The following is a 17,615-nucleotide window of genomic DNA, read 5'->3' on the forward strand; positions in this document are numbered from 1 at the left end:
GTCCATGAAGGTATTATCCCACTCTGCGCGTTCCTTCCCGTACTTACCTGCTTGCCATAATTATTTAGCTTCTCTGATAGATACAAAAATAGCCCGGTAACTAACCGGGCTCTTTTTGTAACGCTCAAATATTGTATTTGCGTGATATACACGGCTTCAAGCGCTTATTTAAGACTGCACCTAAAGCTACAGCTTGTTGGAAACATCCTGTTCGCAAAAATCTTTTGGCAGCCGATTGCCACTGCTTACGTAGTAGCCATCAAGTAGAAATTTACTGTGCTGGTTGGGGTTCTGCCGAAACCTGCGTCAAGGGTTTTGCTGGTGCAGGCACGGTTGCTTCTGCTTTTTCCGACCCCAAATAGTTACCATAGCCCACTATCACCGTGGATAGCACCACGGTCAGGATTCCCAATGAAACTGTGCGCATGGTCGCGCGGTTAGCGCCCCGCCACTCGTGTAAATACAGGCCCCACATCGAACTGAAGGCAATGATAAACGCCATGTGCAGCGTCCAGCCCGAGAAGCGGTAAACGCCTAGCCGAGTGTCGCCCATGCCGTAAAAGAAGAATTGAAAGTACCACAAAGTGCCTGCGAGGGCGCAAAACAGAATGTTGCGCAGCGCCGGGTACGACGGATTGACATAGTCGGTGTACGTGCGGTTTTTGAGGTTGAGATACAAGCACCACACCGCGTTGGTGGTAAGGCCACCAAGCAAAATCACCACCAGAATGGCGTTGTTTTTATACAGTGGGTCGGCGCCCTGCTGCACCGCCAGATCAGCAATTTTCTGTCCGGCTTCCAACCCGAAGGCAAAGCAGGCACTCATAATTCCTGAAAACACGGCCACCAGCAGCCCTTTCCGCAGGTCGTACTCTGCAATCGATTCCGCTTTTGCCTCAGCCGACAAGGACTTTTCCTTCATGATACCGGCCCGGCTACAAATCAAAATACCTACCAGGCACACAAGCAAGCCAAACAGCGTCACTTGTCCCGAAGCAGTGCTCATTAGCTGCGACATGGTGCCACCCCAAATGGGTGGTACTAGCGTGCCAACCAAGGCGCAAAGCCCCATGATAACGGCCATACCCAACGACAAGCCCAAATAGCGCATGCCTAGCCCGAAAGTCAGGCCCCCAAAGCCCCAGAGCACACCCCAGAAGTACACCCAAAACAGCGTAGAGTTATCCGTCTGGCGCAGCACCTCCATCAAGTTTGGAATGGTTAGAAAGCCTAATAGCCACGGAACCAGCAGCCACGATACAATGCCGCCTACTAACCAGTAGCTCTCCCAAGACCAACCTTTTACTTTCTTGTAGGGCAGGTAAAAACTGCCGGACGCAAAGCCCCCCAGAGCGTGAAAAATGACTCCCCAAATAACTGCCATAGTGTGAGATTTTTACCAAACGTGCTTTATATACTGCTACAAACAGTCCTGTGCTCTCCTGAGCAGCCTGGAAAGTTTCTTTCCAGTGCAGGCAAAGTACCAGAGATAATAAATAATTTACCCTTGAACAGGAGAGTGCAGGAGTTTCGCCCTTCGCCAATCAGCGTACTTTGATGAAAAGCATCTCTTACTGTTTTCTGGCAACTTCACAGAAGCATCACTATGGAAAAAACGCTAACCTTTCAGCACGTCAGCTATTTGTGGGACGAGGCGAAGGCGCTGGAGTTGAGCGGCGACGAAGTCGCCCTGTTCCTGTACCGCTCCAACCTGCTCGGCGCGGATCTGCGCCTGACCAACTACGCCGGGGGTAACACCTCCTGCAAAATCCAGGAAACAAACCCTGTCACGGGCGAAGCCGCCGAGGTGATGTGGGTGAAAGGTTCGGGCGGCGACATCGGCACGTTGACGAAGGCGGGCTGCGCCAACCTCTACGTTGAAAAGCTGCACCAGCTTAAGAACCGCTACCGCGGCCTCGCCCACGAAGACGAGATGGTGGGCTTATTTGAATATTGCCTCTTCGACCCCAAGTGCGCCACGCCTTCTATTGATACGCCGCTGCACGGCCTGTTGCCCTTTAAGCACATCGACCACCTGCACCCCGATGCCCTCATTGCCATTGCCGCCAGCAAAGACGGCGAGCAAATCATGCACGACATCTGGGGCGACACCATGGGCTGGTTGCCTTGGCAGAAGCCAGGCTTCGACCTAGGCCTGCAACTTGAGAAGATTGTGGCCGACAACCCGCACCTGCGCGGCGTTATCCTGGGCGGCCACGGCCTCTTCACCTGGGGCGAAACCTCCTATTCCTGCTACCTCAACACCTTAGAAGTTATCGAGCAGGCTGCCGCTTACCTCGAAGCTAATTACGGCAAGAAAGGCCCCGTATTCGGCGGTGTGAAGCGCGAGCAGACGCTGGATGCCACGCAGCGGCGCCAGCAAGCCGCTGCCGTGATGCCCGTGCTGCGCGGCCTAGCCAGCAGCCAGCGCCGCATGCTCGGCCACTACACCGACGACGCCCGCGTGCTCGAGTTCGTTAATTCCAACGACCTGCCCCGCCTGGCGCAGAAAGGCACCTCCTGCCCCGACCACTTCCTGCGCACCAAGATTCGCCCGCTCGTACTCGACGCCGACGTAATGCAGGGCGACGCGGCCAGCGTGAAAACGTATCTGGAAAGCCAATTTGCGGCGTACCGCCAAGACTACGCCGCCTATTACGAGCGTAGCAAGCACGCCAACTCGCCGGCCATGCGCGATGCCAACCCGGTTATCATCCTGTGGCCCGGCGTGGGCATGTTCGCCTTCGCCAAAGACAAGCAGACCGCTCGCGTAGCCGCCGAGTTCTACACCAACGCCATCAACGTGATGAAGGGCGCGGAGGCCGTGAGTGAGTACACGGGCCTGGCCGAGCAGGAAGCCTTCAACATCGAGTACTGGTTGCTGGAAGAAGCCAAACTCCAGCGCATGGCTCCGCCGAAAGCGCTGTCCGGCAAAATCGCCTACGTAACGGGCGGCACCGGCGGCATCGGCAAAGCCATCTGCGAGGAACTGCTCAAGTTCGGTGCCTGCGTGGTAGCCGTCGACCGAGACCGGTTGGAAGAAACGCAAGACGAGCTGCGCAAGAAGTTCGGCAAAGACAGCGCCCTGAGCGCGGCCATCAACGTGACGGATGCGGACAGCATCGCCGAGTCGCTGCAAGCCAGCATTCTACAGTTCGGCGGCGTCGACATTATCGTCAACTGCGCCGGCCTGTCTATCTCTAAGCCGCTGGCTGATACCACGCAAGCGGATTGGGACATTCTTAACGACGTGCTGGTAAAAGGCCAATTCCTGGTCAGCCAAGCAGCCGTGGAGATCCTGCGCCAGCAGGCTCTGGGCGGCGACATCGTGAATATTGCCAGCAAGAACGGACTGGTGGCAGGCCCGAACAACGTAGCCTACGGCACGGCCAAGGCAGCTCAGCTGCACATGAGCCGACTGCTGGCTGCCGAGCTCGGCGCCGACAAGATCCGCGTTAATACCGTCAACCCCGATGCCGTACTGCGCGGCTCTAAGATTTGGGAAGGCGAGTGGGCCGCGGGTCGGGCTAAGGCTTACGGTATCTCGGTGGAAGAACTGCCCGCTCACTACGCCAAGCGCACGTTGCTCGGCGAAGAGCTGCTAGCCGAAGACATTGCCAAGGCCGTGCGCGTGTTTGTGGATGGCTCGCTGAGCAAGAGCACCGGCAACGTGCTCAACGTGGATGGTGGCGTGGCCATGGCCTTCGTGCGCTAAGCGTCGACTGGCGTCGTAAGCAACTTAGTTTGAGCAGCTTCGACTGACTCGACTATAAGCCATCGAAGCCGGACATACAATTACCACTTAAAAGACCTGATGGGTTGATTGCAAAATCAACCCATCAGGTCTTTTGCTTTTCAGAAATGTAGACTGTTAAGTGCGTCTTAAGCGGGAGTTCCGGCAACGTTCCCGATGATTTTTACCAGGAAAAATTGTCTTTCCAGCTATTAAAGCGAGCTTTTTTCAGTATTTTCAACCACTTGGAGTTTTTCCGCCTTCCGGTTCCACTTGGAGACGCTGCAAGTTCGAGGCACGGTTCATGCATCAGATTCTCGATCATACAATCGATTGCGTAGCTGATACACATTGGCTAAGCCTCTGACCCAGAGTACCCCGCTCCATAAATTCCCACCTATTTTCTTCCTCCACCATGATCTACAAATCTGCCTCCCGTGACCGAAACCCGAGTATCGGTCTGGCCGAACCTCGCGAGTTAATGGTTGCCCCTGACTTCTATAAACTTCAACTAAAGCCCCAAGACAAAACCCCGAAATACAAGCAAATTGTGCAGTCAGTAATTACCGACATCGAGCGGGGCTTACTTAAAAATGGGGACCAGCTTCCTTCTATAAGCGAATTGAGCGTGGAATACTACATTGCTCGCGACACGGTAGAGAAAGCCTACCGCGAATTGCGCGAGCGAGGCTTCATTACGTCGGTGCAAGGCAAGGGCTACTACGTGCAGGCCAACGATACCACCAAACTTAAAATCTTGCTCGTATTCAATAAACTGAGCTCCTATAAGAAGATTATCTACTACGCTTTCCTTGAAGCCCTAGGCGAAGAGGCCACGGTGGACCTCCAAATCCACCACTACAACGTGCACTTGTTCGAGGAAATCATTGAAAAAAGCCTCGGCAAGTACAACTACTACGTGGTGATGCCGCACTTCACCCTGGACACCGAAAAAGCCACGTACCAGAACATTCTGAACAGAATTCCCTCGCAGGAATTGGTGCTGCTCGACAAGGATATTCCGGAATTGAAGCACGACTGCCTGCGGGTGTTCCAGGACTTCGACAAGGACATTTTCAACGCCCTGGAAAACGCGGCCGACCTGCTGGAAAAGTATTCGCGCTTGGTGCTGATTCTGCCCAGCGACGCCAACCACCCCGAAGAGTTGCCGTGGGGTTTCCGCTCGTTCTGCTTGCTGCACAACAAGACGTTTGCCGTAGTTGAAAACGCCATGAACGAAGTCCTGCAAGTGGGTACGGCCTACGTGGTTATCCGCGAAACCGACTTGGTGGAACTAGTCAAGAAAATGCGGCAAACCAGCTACCTGCTTGGCCGCGAAGTGGGCATTATTTCGTTCAACGAAACCCCGCTAAAGGAGCTGCTCAACATGACGGTAATCACCACCGACTTCGAGGCTATGGGCCGCACCGCCGCCACGATGCTACTCGAAAAGAAGCGCGAGAAAGTAAAGAACCCCTTCTACACCATTCGCCGCGGCTCGTTGTAAGTAGTTTCACCATAAGCTCAGTTGGAGCTTAAGCAGCAAGTTTGCTATACACCGCGAAGCTCTGCTTGGCGACCCACCAGATCAACCAACCGGTACTAACCGGCCTCCATGGTTTCACGGGTTGTCAAGCAGAGTTTTTGCTTACACGCAACCCTGGCAATCAGCAAAGTATGTTGCTACTACCGCTCTTCATGCTGTGCTAATGCACGGCTATCTAAATTCTGTAACAGCGCCTTACATCTAGCGTTCCTGCCCGGCTACAGCTACCCAACTTGAGTAGCATTGGTATTACGGCCAGAAAAAACACGATAGACAGGAGAGTTCAGAACAGTTCGGCAGGGGTTGCCCAACTAATTTGCTTGTATCAATAAAGCTTCCACCACTTGGAGGGGAAACGAACTGGCCGGTTTGTAGCTGACCAAAGACCCTTGCCTCCCAAACCTCGACCTTTATGCTTTCCGAATCCCGCATTCAAGACCTCAACCAGCCATTGCTGGAAGAACATCAGTTGCAGTTCAACTTTCTGACCGATCTGCTGGCGCGCCGCCAATTGGATGCCGGGCAAGTGGTGCAGCAGCTCGTCGATTTTCAGGTGGCTATTCCGAGTTGGGCGCTTGGTACGGGCGGCACGCGGTTTGGGCGGTTTCCGTTAGGCGGCGAGCCGCGCAACTTAGAAGAGAAAATCAACGACGTAGGCTTGCTTCATCAGCTTAACGGCTCGTCCAACTCTATTTCGCTGCACATTCCGTGGGATATACCACAGGACATTCCGGGCTTGCAGCAGCAGCTTAGCGAGCAGAAACTGGTGATTGACTCGGTGAATTCCAACACCTTCCAAGACCAGAAAGACCAGCACTATTCCTATAAGTTCGGCTCGCTGAGCAACACCGAAGCCGGGGCTCGTCAGCAGGCCATTCAGCACAACATCGACTGCATTCGGCACGGCCAGGCCCTCAACGCTAAAACCCTGACTGTGTGGCTGGCCGATGGCTCTAACTTTCCGGGCCAGCAGCACTTGCGCCGCGCCTACCTGCGCACGCAGGAGTCGTTGGCGGCCATCTACGAGGCCATGCCTTCCGACTGGAACATGCTCATCGAATACAAGCCCTACGAGCCCAATTTCTATTCCACAGTGATTCCGGATTGGGGCACCTCCTACTCGCTATGCCAGTCGCTGGGCAAGAACGCCAACGTGCTCGTCGATTTGGGCCACCACTTGCCCAACACCAACATCGAGCAGATTGTGGGCCGCTTGCAGCAGTTCGGGCGCCTCGGGGGCTTCCACTTCAACGGCTCGATGTACGGCGACGACGACCTGACGACCGGCAGCACCAAGCCGTTCCAGTTGTTTCTCATCTTCAACGAGCTAGTAGACGCCGCCCGCGACCAGACCGTGACCAACCCGACGGTGGCCTACATGATTGACGCCAGCCACAACGTAAAAGATCCGCTGGAAGACTTGCTGCAATCGGTGGAAAACATCCTAAGTGCTTACGCCAAAGCATTGCTCGTAGACCGCACGGCATTGTATGAGGCGCAAGAGAAAAACGACGTAGTACGGGCCGAGGAAATCATGCGCGACGCCTTCCTGCTGGACGTTCGGCCGCTGGTAGCCGAGGCGTACCGCCGGGCGGGTGGCGCCCTGCGGCCGGTAACGGCCTACCGCGCCGCTGGTATCCGCGAGCAGCTGATTCAGCAGCGCGGTAAACTCAGCTTGTCCACTGGTTTGTAATCAAGCAGCTGGCCCCAGGCGGCGCGTTGTAGACCCATCGCGCTGCCCCAAGCCGGTAGCCCTAACCTCAGCCCGATGATGAAAAAATCTATCTACGCGGTATTCGACATTGGCAAGACCAATAAGAAACTGATCCTCTTTGATGAGGACCGGCAGATTATTGACGAAAACCAACACATCTGCACCGATTCCATCGACGATGATGGGTTTGTGTGTGACCATCTGCCGCGCCTGACGCAGTGGGTGCAAGACCATTGGCAGCAGTTGCGCCACCACCCGCACTACACGGTGAAGGGCGTCAATTTCACGGCCTACGGCGCCAGCTTTGTGCACCTCGATGCCGAGGGCCAGCCGATGCTGCCGCTCTACAACTACCTCAAGCCGATGCCGGAGGAAGTGATGCAGCGCTTCTACTCGATGCTAGGCCAAGCGCCCGAGGACTTTGCCGCCGAAACCTGCTCGCCGCAACTCGGCATGCTCAATTCGGGGATGCAGCTGTATTGGCTGAAGCACACCAAGCCCGAGCTGTTCGCGCGCATTCACACCTCGTTGCATTTGCCGCAGTACCTGTCGTATCTGATTTCGGGCGAGAAATTCAGCGACTATACCTCGGTGGGCTGCCACACCAACCTGTGGGATTTCGAGCGGGGGCAGTACCACGATTGGGTACGCCGCGAGGGCATCGAGGAAAAGCTAGCGCCGCTCACCAAAGACTCTATTGCCTCGGTGGTAGACGGCATCATGGTGGGCGTGGGTTTGCACGACAGCTCTGCGGCAGTGATGCCCTACCTGGCCGAAACCGACGAACCATTCGTCTTGGTTTCGACGGGCACGTGGTCGGTAACCATCAACCCATTCAACAGCCAGCCCCTCACACCGGAATTATTGAAGCGCGATAGTCTGAGCTTCCTTACGCCTGGCGGTCAGCCCATGCGCGCCGCCCGCGTATTCCTAGGCCGGGAACACGACTATCAGGTGGACCGCATTGCCAAGCACTTTCACGTAAAACCTGATTTCTACCGTTCCCTCGTGTTGGCCCGCCCCTACGACGAAGCCTCGGCCAGCTTCCAGCCGGCTTGCATGGCGGGCACCGGACCCTTCCCCGACCGGCCTGCCGCCGAGTGGGACATCACCGGCTTCCGTACTGCCTCTGATGCGTACCAGCACCTGATGCACGGCCTCATTAACCTGCTGCTCGAATCCATTCACTTGGTGTGGCAGGGCGAGAAAATCATCTACGTTGATGGTGGATTCGCGCGCAATCCGTTGTTCATGCAAACCCTGAGCTGGAACTTCCCCGGTGCCGAAATCCGAACATTAGAAGTGCCGCAAGCCACGGCACTAGGCGCCCTAGTGCACCTCGAGCAAGGCGAAGCCTGGAAAAAGACGCAGTTGCTGTTCACGTAATGCTTGTTGATTGCCCATCCTGCCCGTCATGCTGAGCGCAGTCGAAGCATCTCGCGTGCTGACGTTGCTAAAGTACCCGTCATGCTGAGCGCAGTGCAACGAAGCCGAAGCATCTCGCCAGTGTGGTAAACTCCTTCTACCCCAACGATTCGAGCGAGATGCTTCGACTGCGCTCAGCATGACGGTCTTATGATGTGAGTATGCTAGGTGGAAGCTTAGCATAATCGTTTCCTCGTGTTCCCTGTTACCTCTTTACCTGTTACCCATTGCAAATGAAAGTCGCCTTATTCGTGCCGTGCTACGTCGACCAGTTCTACCCGCAGGTAGGTATTGCGTCGTTGCAGCTCTTGGAGAAGTTGGGCGTGAAGGCAGAATTCCCAGCCGCGCAAACGTGCTGCGGCCAGCCGCTGGCTAATAGCGGCTGCGAGAAGGATGCACTGCCCATTTACCGACACTACGTCGATACCTTTTCCGACTACGACTACGTGGTAGCGCCCTCGGGTAGCTGTGTGTACCATGTGCGCAAGCACTTCGACAAGCTAGAGCAGACCCCTGAAGTACAGCAGGTCCGGACTTCCGCCTACGACTTGATTGACTTCATTACCACCGTACTTGGCGTAACCGAGATTCCTGGCACATTTCCACACCGCGTGGGCTTGCACCTGAGCTGCCACGGCCAGCGCGGCCTGCATCAAGCCAACGAATCGGAGATGACGCCGGTCCGCGACGGGCAGCTACGCCGGCTCCTCGGCTCGCTCAACGGCATCGAGCTAACCGAGCTGGACCGCAACGACGAATGCTGCGGCTTTGGGGGCACGTTCTGCGTGTCGGAAGCGGCTATTTCGGCCCGGATGGGGCAAGATCGAGTGGCCGACCACGTACGCAACGGCACCACCGTACTGACCGGCGGCGACATGTCGTGTTTGATGCACCTCGAAGGCATCGTGCGGCGGCGGCAGTTGCCGATGCGCGTACTGCACGCTGCCGAAATTCTTAACGGCACCCTCTCATGAACCACGCCACCCGAGCCGCCAAATTTGTTGGCGATGCCGACCGTACCACTTGGCACGACGAAACCCTCTGGTTTGTGCGCGCCAAGCGCGACAAAGCCGTGTACGCCGTGCCTGAGTTTCAGGACCTACGCGAGCTGGCTTCCCAAATCAAAGACCACACGCTCAGCAAGCTCGATACCTACCTGGAGCAGTTCGAGGAGCAAGCCAAGCGCAACGGCGTGCACGTCCATTGGGCGGCCGATGCGGCCGAGCACAACGCCATCATCCTCGACATCATCCGGAAGCACAATGCTACGCGGGTGGTGAAAAGCAAGTCGATGCTGACTGAGGAATGCCACCTGAACCCGCATCTGCTGAGCAACGGCATTGAAGTGGTGGATACCGACTTGGGCGAGCGTATCATTCAGCTGCGCGACGAAGCGCCGAGCCACTTGGTACTGCCGGCCATTCACTTGAAAAAGGAAGATGTGGGGGAAACGTTCTTTCAGCACCTCGGCACGGCCAAAGGCGAAATAGATCCGCAAGTCCTCACCGAAGCGGCCCGCCAGCACCTGCGCGCTCGGTTTCTGGCGGCGGAAGTGGCCATTTCGGGCGTCAACTTTGCAGTGGCCGAAACCGGCGGCGTGGTGGTGTGCACCAACGAAGGCAACGCCGACTTGGGCGTGAATCTAGCGCACGTGCACATTGCAGCCATGGGCATCGAGAAGTTGATTCCGCGCCTCTCCGACTTGGCGGTGTTTACGCGCCTGCTGGCTCGGAGCGCCACCGGGCAGCCGGTTACCACCTACACCTCGCACTACACCAAGCCCGCGGCTGGCAAGGAAATGCACATCGTCATCGTGGACAATGGGCGCACCAAGCAGCTCGGCCGGCCCGATTTCCGAGCCTCGCTGAAGTGCATCCGGTGCGGTGCGTGCATGAACACCTGCCCCGTGTACCGGCGCAGCGGCGGCCACTCCTACGACTTCACCGTGCCCGGCCCCATCGGGGCCATCCTGTCGCCGAACATCGACATGAAGAAGCACAGCTCGTTGCCGTTTGCTTCTACGCTTTGCGGCTCCTGCTCCGATGTGTGCCCCGTCAAGATTGACATCCACACGCAGCTCTACAAGTGGCGGCAGGTGCTCGGCGAAGCCAACGAAATACCGGCTTCCAAGAAGTGGAGCATGAAGCTCATGGGCCGCTTGTTGACTAGCCCAAAGGTTTTCGGCGTCAGCGGAAAGCTGGCCCGCCAAGGCATCAAGTATCTTCCCTACAGCCTCACCCACGCTCGGCACTTCAACGTGTGGGCCGTGGCCCGCGAGCTTCCCACGCCGCCCAAGCAAAGCTTCCGCGAGTGGTATCAACAACAGGCTAAAAACCCTGCATGAGCAGTTCACGCGAAAAAATCCTGGCCGCCGCCCGCGCCAACAAACCCGACGAAAAACCCCTACCCACCGTCCCGGATTTTGGCGGCGACGACTCCACCGAGCGGTTCACGCAAGTGCTAACCAGCATCGGCGGCCAAGTGGTGTGGATTGACGGGCCCGAGCAGTTGCAGCCGGTATTGAAGCAGTTGTATCCAGAGTCTCGGCTTTCGGCCTCTCCCCTATTTTCAGGCACCGTACCCGTTGATGCGTTAACGTCCACGGAAGTCTTGGCTGATGTTGACTTGGCGGTGCTGCCCGGTGAAATTGGGGTGGCGGAAAACGGCTGTATTTGGCTGCCAGAAGCCAACATGCTGCACCGGGCCCTGCCCACCATCACCCAACACTTGGTGCTGGTGCTCGACCACCGCCGCATCGTGGCCACCATGCACCAAGCCTATGCGCAGTTGCCTTCTACAGGCGGCTACGGAGCCTTTATAGCGGGCCCTTCCAAGACTGCCGATATCGAGCAGTCCTTGGTGATTGGCGCGCACGGCGCCCGCAGTTTAGTGGTGTTGCTGTATTAGTCTAACGCTACGCTTTAGACCACCAACGAAGTGGGTGAAGCATCCGGCAGCTTATGCGTTGTGCAGATCGTGCGTTTGCTAAAGTAACCGTCATGCTGAGCGCAGCCGAAGCATCTCGCTCGAATCGTAGGGTAAGCGTTAGAATTTACCACACTAGCGAGATGCTTCGGCTTCGTTGCACTGCGCTCAGCATGACAATAGTATTACAACGTCAGCACGGGAGATGCTTCGGCTGCGCTCAGCATGACGGTCTTAGGAAATTCTGACGTTCGTCAACTACTCTTAGTCCCCCCTTGCTAGATGCGCAGAGCTATTATTGAATTTGTCACTTGGGTAGCCGACCGTTTATGATGCAAAAAAGAAGCGGCCTCCAAGTGGAAGCCGCTTCTCTAGCCTTATTCTTCACTTCACTTTAAAATTTCGTTGCTGGTGCTGTTCTGCACTACTATTGGCGCCTGACGTTGGGCTGTGCTATTGAGGCCACTAATGCTCTAATTTGTAGTGGTTATTTTGCCGCCATTGATAGATAAAGTATTCGAGTCTGAAGTAGGCAATCCTCGGCTGCAATGGCTTTGCTGGTGGAAGCAGCTTGTGGGTTGCGGATGGCCACGGTGCGAGAGTGCGGACTGTCTTGCTCGGGGCTTCCCTTAGCTAGCATCATTTCAGTGCTCGGGCAGCATGACTTCGGTGTAAGTTGACGTGACGCGTGGCGGGGTTAGGCAAGACGGATTCCCACGGCCGCAATTCCCGGTTCCGCCACGCGTCAGTCAAAATGTACTTCACTCACATTCCAAAGCTGTCGAATTACTTCCGCAGAACTGTCCCGTACCCTCCTGCTAAAAGGTTTTTTTTAAGCTAAAAACTGTCCTTCCGACGCTGGAGGACTTTGAGTGAAGTTGCTAAACAATTATCCTCAGATTCCTCCGGCGTCGGAGGGACAGTAGTGCCTTTTAGTCCATGTGGAACACCCGCTGCAAAGGCTTGGCTACGGGAGAATTATCGGGGTTGGTGTCCATCAGATCGGCCATGTAGTCCCACCAGCGTTTCATGACAGGCAAACCCGGCAACTGGTCGGCGGTATGGTCGAGGGTGCGCTTTTGCACGGCAAACAACGTACCACTGGCCGGATCGAGGAAGATGGAATAATCCCGAATGCCGGCCCTTTCCAACGCCTCCGACAGTTCCGGCCAGATTTCATCGTGCCGCCGCTGGTATTCGGCCACGTTGCCGGGCTTGAGTTGCATAGTAAAAGCTACTTCTTCCATATGGTTGGGTGAGGTTGAGTGGACGACGGTTCTCGCTGATAGTGCAGGATTCTTAGGAAAGCTAATGCTCTAGTATTTCAAAGGCCGTCACCGTCATGCTGAGCGTAGTCGAAGCATCTCCCGTGCTCAGGTTGTGGTACTATTGTCATGCTGAGCTTGTCGAAGCATCTCGCTCGAATCGTTGAACCTATAAAGGGTGTACCACACTAGCGAGATGCTTCGACTGCGCTCAGCATGACGGTTTAAATTTTGCTACAATGTCAGTACGTGAACTGCTTCGGCAAGCGGACGCTAGATCAAGCAGGACGGTCTTATTAGATGTTTTTTATTCGTTGTCCCTTACTGCACTTTAGCGGGTTGCGTGGCGGAGGCGGTGGGGGTTAGGGTTACGGGGCCTAGCAGGCCTGATTCCTGCGGCGTCCATTTCTCGGCGGTGAAGAGGCCTTCGGGGGTGCGGTTTTCTTTGAGCCGGGCGGCTACGTTCACGTTGTAGAATTTCTTGTAGTCGATATGGTTCTTGTCCATGTCGATGATGCGGTTGGCCATGCCGTTGCTAACCGTGACGGTCAGGTTGTTGGTGGCTTGCAGCTGTTCTTTCGGCACGTACACCTGATACACCGGCCCGATGAGCGTGCCGAGTTCTTTGCCGTTGAGTTGCACGCGGGCACTCTGCGCCACACGGCCAAGGTCGAGCAGCCAGCCGGTGCCCGTGCCCTGCGGCGCGGGGAACGACGTGGTGTAGGTGGCCGTGCCCGAGAACTTCTGGCCCGCTTCGCCAGCCAGAGTGGTCCAGGAGTCCAGCTTCTGCGTTTGCAGCGCCGCCGGCAGCGTCGGCCCACCCGATACGAAGGCTACTTTCCAGGTACCGCTGATGGGTTGCGGGGCGCCGGCTGGCTTCACGTAGGCGTAGGCCGGGCCGGTAGTAACCGCTTCGTTGGTTTCCAGAATGCACGACTCGCCCGGCGCCAGTTGCACGTACACTTCCGGCATTCCCTCCGCAACGGTGCGGGTGGAAGCCATGCCGAGCTTTTCGGTCATGGGGTTGTAGAGAGCCACTGATTTGGCCGCGGTTTGCAGCGGCAACCACCCGTCGATGGCCTTGTCGCTCCAGTTGGCCACGAAATAATAATGTCCCTTGGCATGCCGACGGCGCTCGAACTCCAGGCCGGTATCCACCATTTTTTCGCGCTTCACGCCGGCCTGCGTCAGGAGTTGATCGACGTCTTTGCCTACCAAAATGCGGCCCTTGCCTACTTGCGCCTGCTGCATGCCAGCTTGCTTGCCGGGCGTTAGCTTTATCTTCGCAAGCAGCTTACGGAAGGCGCTGCGGCGGCTGTCGAGACTACCGAGGCCGGGCACGTCGGCGGGCAGTTGGTCTTCCATCACGATGGTGGCTCCGCCTTGCGCCAGCTTCACGAGCTGTTGCAGGGTGGGCAGCGGCATCAGGCTGGCGTCGGGCACCAGAACGGTGCGGTACGTGGCGCCGCCCGTTTGGAGGGAGTTGCCTACGCCTTTCACGCCTAGCAGCTGCTTGTCGGAAATGTAGTCGAAGCCGTAGCCGCGCTTGAGGAGAGTGGCGCTGGTTTCTTCAACGGGCATGCCTTTGAACCCGTGGTCGATGCCGTCGAAATGCTGCAAGAGTACCTTGCCGGGCCGCACGTAGGCATCGTACATGGGCAGGTACACCAGTACGTCGTTGGCGGGCTTGCCGGCTTGCATAAACGACTGGCAGCGCGCCACGTACTTGTTGAGCTGGCCGAAATCGGGCCAGAACGAGTTGTTAGGGTTGAAATGCACGGCCGCGTAAAATATCCAGCCGGGCCACGCGGCGGCCTGTGGCGAGTAGTTGGTGCCGTGGTAGAACGTGTGGTTGACGCCGCCAAGCAGCATCCGGTCCATGGCCTTTTTCGCGTCACTGAGCTTAGTCAGGAAATGTTCGTTTTCCCACGTGGCCGTTTCCGCCGACGTGAGCGGCTTGCCCGTCACGTGCGCCGCCGAGGAAGCAAACTTGATGCGCACCAAGTCCTGCCCTTCCGTTTCTGGAATATCGGTGGCGGCGTACAAATCCAGGATGTTGGCCGGCGAGCCGTGGGCTTGGTTGCGAATCAGGGCGTCGTGGGTTTTCGCCCACGTGGCCCATGTTTTGGTATAGTTTTCAAGCAGCAGCTCGGAAATGGTTTCCCGATAATCCGACAGGACGCGCTTGTTTTCGTCTTCTGATGCCTTGCCAAACAACGCCGGCAAGTGCAGGCGCAAGTCGTAGGCGTGGCGCTTCTGAAACTCGGCGAATAGCTGCGGCGTCCAGTTGCTCTCGCCCTGCGCGTCGTCTACCTCGTAGGAATCGTTGAAAAACGCCCGGATGGGTTTCACGTCGCGCCCCTTGAATGCCTGATCGAAATAACGCAGGTAGTTATCGGTGGCGGTTTTCGAGAAGTGGTCGATAACGTCGCCTTCGCCGCCAGGGCCGGCGCGCTCCACCATCTTGCCGTGCCAGCCCTGGAACACGCCATAGAGCGTCCAGTTGCCGGCGGGGGCGGTCCAGTTCAGCTTGCCGTCGGCGGCTACTTTGCTGGTTAAATCTAGCGTTTGACCTTTATCGGAATAGGCCATAAGCGCCTGCAGCGGCAGCGGCTTCTCGAACCGTACTTGGTCGAAGGCGCGGAGTTGCAAATCTGGGTTCTTGGTAATCGGCTCCACCAACTGCTTGATGTCGACGCGGGGGCCGATAATGCGCAGGATGGGCTGCTGGATGAGGCGCACCGGCTCTTGTAGCTGCTCGCCGCCTTTGAGCGAGTAAGTCTGCGAGGCCACGTATTTGCAGGCGTCTTCCTGCGTTACCCACGGCCCGCCAAACGGCCACCCGGAAGCCTGCGCCATGTCTACGCCCATGCCCAACCGGCCCGCCTCCGTGAGGGTGTGCGTGAGCATATCCATCCACTTCGGCTCCAGGAAGTTGATGAATTGATTCTCAGCACCCTTCACCCCGTAAATCGTGGTAATTTCCACCCCGCCCAACCCGGCCTGCTGGTACTGCGTGAGCAGGCGCGTCAGGTCTTCTTTGTTGACGGCGCTGCCCTCCCACCACCAGCGCGTCCAGGGCTTGGTCTGCTGCGTGATTTCCGGCCACTTCGGGCCCTGCGCCAGGGCAGAGCTTTGGGTTAGCGCAGCGGCGAAAAGCAGGGAAAGAGCGAGGGGTGTTTTCATAAGGTGGAAAGGCGAGGGGTTTAGGACACTACAGGCTATGGCAAGAAGGTTAGAAGACCAGCTTTTTCCAGATGATGGGTTAGGGGTGGTTGACCTGCTATTGTTTATGGCGCCCGTCATGCTGAGCTTGTCGAAGCAACTCGCTCGAATCGTAGGGTAAGCGTTAGGGTCTACCACACTAGCGAGATGCTTCGGCTTCGTTGCACTGCGCTCAGCATGACGGTCTTATGGATAGTTCTGACGTTTATCAACCACCCCTAGCCCCTCCTCAGCTGAGGAGGGGAACTAGTCTTCTCCTTAAGCTTCTTAGCTCTAGTTTCAACTCCGATACCGGCGACGATTCGCCAAGCTGGAGCTTCGCGTTACTTCATCTTGTATATCTCGGTGCCTGCTAGTAAGAAGCAGCCGAGGCCGTAGTCTTGAAAGTCGGGTTTGCTGGTGTAGCTGACGGGCTGGCCGTCTTTGGGCTCTTTGCCGGTGCCTTGCACGTAGCCAAGGAAGCCGTCGGGGTGCACGCATTCCTTGGCCATGGCGGTCCAGGATTTGGCAATGATGGGCTGGTACTGCTTGGCGTCGAGCAGGCCGTGGTTGAGGCCCCACGCCATGCCGTAGATGAAGAGGGCGGTGCCGGTTAGCTCTTTGCCGCCGTAGTTGGTTGGGTCGTGGAGGCTGACGTTCCAGTAGCCGTCGGGGCGCTGCAAGGGCGGCAGGGCCTTCATCATGCTCAGGTACATCTGCTCGTATTCAGCGCGGTGCGGGGCGTCTTTGGGCATAATGTCGAGCACGCGGACTAGGGCGGCTACCACCCATCCATTGCCGCGGCTCCAGTAGCAGTCTTCGCCGTTGGGCTCTTTGTAGGGCGGCACGAAATCTTTGTCGCGCCACCAGAGTTGGTCTTGCGGGTTGTAAAGGCCGTTTCCGCCGTGCACGGTTTTCGAGTAGTTGTAAATGCGGTACATCTTCTCGTAGTAGGCGGTATCCTTGTAGAGCACGCCAAGGCGGGCGTACACGGGCATGGCCATTTGCAGGGCGTCAATCCAGTTCCAATCGTCCACTTTAGGTGTCTGCACCATGTTGTCGATGCTGGCCTTGATGTCGCGGATGCGCTCCGGCTTGGGGTCGATGTTATAGAGGTCGATGTAGGTTTGGCCGCAGGCCTGGTTGTCGGCGTTGCGGTCCGTGATGCCGTTGCGGATGCCCCACTGGTGCTTGGTGCCCCAATCGACGGCGTAGTCGTAGTAGCGCTGTTGCTTATCGATGCCGTAGAGGGCCATTAGGCCTTCGTAGTACACGGCGCGCGTCCAGATGTGACTCGGGCGGAGCTTGTTGGTCATGATGTCTTTGCCTGGATCAGGCCAGAGCTTCATGAAGTAGTCGTTGGTGAGGCGCATGGTTTTCAGCACCGCCTTCTTGTTGGGCATCTTCTGCCCCGATACATTCACCGAGGACGCAATCAGCAACCCTACTAACAGGGTTTTCCAGCTTAGAAAATGGTTTTTCAAAACACTCGGTTTCACTTTTAGCATTGTTGAATGGGCTCGTGTAGCTGCTGCTTAGTGGTGGGTAGCGAAGAATAGGTTCAAGAAGGTGAATCCGCCCGCGCTAGCCGTCCTGTACTCTTCGGTGCACGTTGATTCAACTGGACTTGAAGTGCCATTATCATCACGAAGTACTCCGCTGGCGTCTTTAGTCTATATACCTAGACTGCCTAATCTGTCATCCTGAGCTTGCGAAGGACCTTATCTGTCAACACGAGTCGTTGTAACTGGATAAGGTCCTTCGCAAGCTCAGGATGACAGATGATTTATGGATTTTTAAGCA

At 56.7% G+C, this 17,615-nt stretch carries 11 protein-coding genes; 7 read left to right on the plus strand and 4 right to left on the minus strand.

The features are described from left to right. Window positions 1-271: 271 nt before the first annotated feature. The gene (rhaT, locus tag P1X16_RS12005; protein WP_277229111.1) at window positions 272-1,384 is read right to left on the minus strand and encodes an L-rhamnose/proton symporter RhaT; all 1,113 of its coding nucleotides are present in this window, start codon (window positions 1,382-1,384) and stop codon (window positions 272-274) included. Window positions 1,385-1,606: 222 nt separating this feature from the next. Between rhaT and P1X16_RS12010 the strand changes: the two genes are divergently transcribed. The 7 genes from P1X16_RS12010 to P1X16_RS12040 all read left to right on the plus strand — a co-directional run bounded on the left by P1X16_RS12010 (window position 1,607) and on the right by P1X16_RS12040 (window position 11,325). Continuing rightward, window positions 1,607-3,715, plus strand: coding sequence for a bifunctional aldolase/short-chain dehydrogenase (locus tag P1X16_RS12010; RefSeq protein WP_277229113.1), 2,109 nt, complete (start codon window positions 1,607-1,609; stop codon window positions 3,713-3,715). Between the two features lie 499 nt (window positions 3,716-4,214). Next, window positions 4,215-5,240, plus strand: coding sequence for a GntR family transcriptional regulator (locus P1X16_RS12015; protein ID WP_277229552.1), 1,026 nt, complete (start codon window positions 4,215-4,217; stop codon window positions 5,238-5,240). 451 nt (window positions 5,241-5,691) lie between these two features. Continuing rightward, window positions 5,692-6,972: a TIM barrel protein gene (locus P1X16_RS12020; protein WP_277229115.1), complete on the plus strand. Its 1,281-nt coding sequence runs from the start codon at window positions 5,692-5,694 to the stop codon at window positions 6,970-6,972. A 75-nt stretch (window positions 6,973-7,047) separates the two neighbouring features. Beyond that, window positions 7,048-8,379, plus strand: a complete 1,332-nt coding sequence (locus P1X16_RS12025; protein ID WP_277229117.1) for an FGGY family carbohydrate kinase — start codon at window positions 7,048-7,050, stop codon at window positions 8,377-8,379. A 272-nt stretch (window positions 8,380-8,651) separates the two neighbouring features. Beyond that, window positions 8,652-9,392: a (Fe-S)-binding protein gene (locus P1X16_RS12030; RefSeq protein ID WP_277229119.1), complete on the plus strand. Its 741-nt coding sequence runs from the start codon at window positions 8,652-8,654 to the stop codon at window positions 9,390-9,392. Next, window positions 9,389-10,762 carry a lactate utilization protein B gene (locus P1X16_RS12035; protein ID WP_277229121.1) on the plus strand — a complete coding sequence of 458 codons (1,374 nt, stop codon included), beginning with the start codon at window positions 9,389-9,391 and terminating at the stop codon, window positions 10,760-10,762. Before P1X16_RS12030 ends, P1X16_RS12035 begins: the two co-directional genes overlap by 4 nt. After that, window positions 10,759-11,325: an LUD domain-containing protein gene (locus P1X16_RS12040; protein WP_277229123.1), complete on the plus strand. Its 567-nt coding sequence runs from the start codon at window positions 10,759-10,761 to the stop codon at window positions 11,323-11,325. Before P1X16_RS12035 ends, P1X16_RS12040 begins: the two co-directional genes overlap by 4 nt. A 950-nt stretch (window positions 11,326-12,275) precedes the next feature. Here the strand turns inward: P1X16_RS12040 and rhaM are convergent. From rhaM to P1X16_RS12055, 3 genes are all read right to left on the minus strand, one after another. Then, window positions 12,276-12,590 (minus strand): L-rhamnose mutarotase, encoded by a 315-nt coding sequence (gene rhaM / locus P1X16_RS12045; protein ID WP_277229125.1) that lies wholly within the window; start codon window positions 12,588-12,590, stop codon window positions 12,276-12,278. 339 nt (window positions 12,591-12,929) lie between these two features. Continuing rightward, the gene (locus P1X16_RS12050; RefSeq protein ID WP_277229127.1) at window positions 12,930-15,794 is read right to left on the minus strand and encodes a glycosyl hydrolase; all 2,865 of its coding nucleotides are present in this window, start codon (window positions 15,792-15,794) and stop codon (window positions 12,930-12,932) included. A 362-nt stretch (window positions 15,795-16,156) separates the two neighbouring features. Then, window positions 16,157-17,215 (minus strand): glycoside hydrolase family 88 protein, encoded by a 1,059-nt coding sequence (locus P1X16_RS12055; RefSeq protein WP_277229554.1) that lies wholly within the window; start codon window positions 17,213-17,215, stop codon window positions 16,157-16,159. Window positions 17,216-17,615: the final 400 nt, after the last annotated feature.

This window comes from Hymenobacter sp. YC55 (genome assembly GCF_029433095.1).
In the GTDB taxonomy this organism is placed as follows: domain Bacteria; phylum Bacteroidota; class Bacteroidia; order Cytophagales; family Hymenobacteraceae; genus Hymenobacter.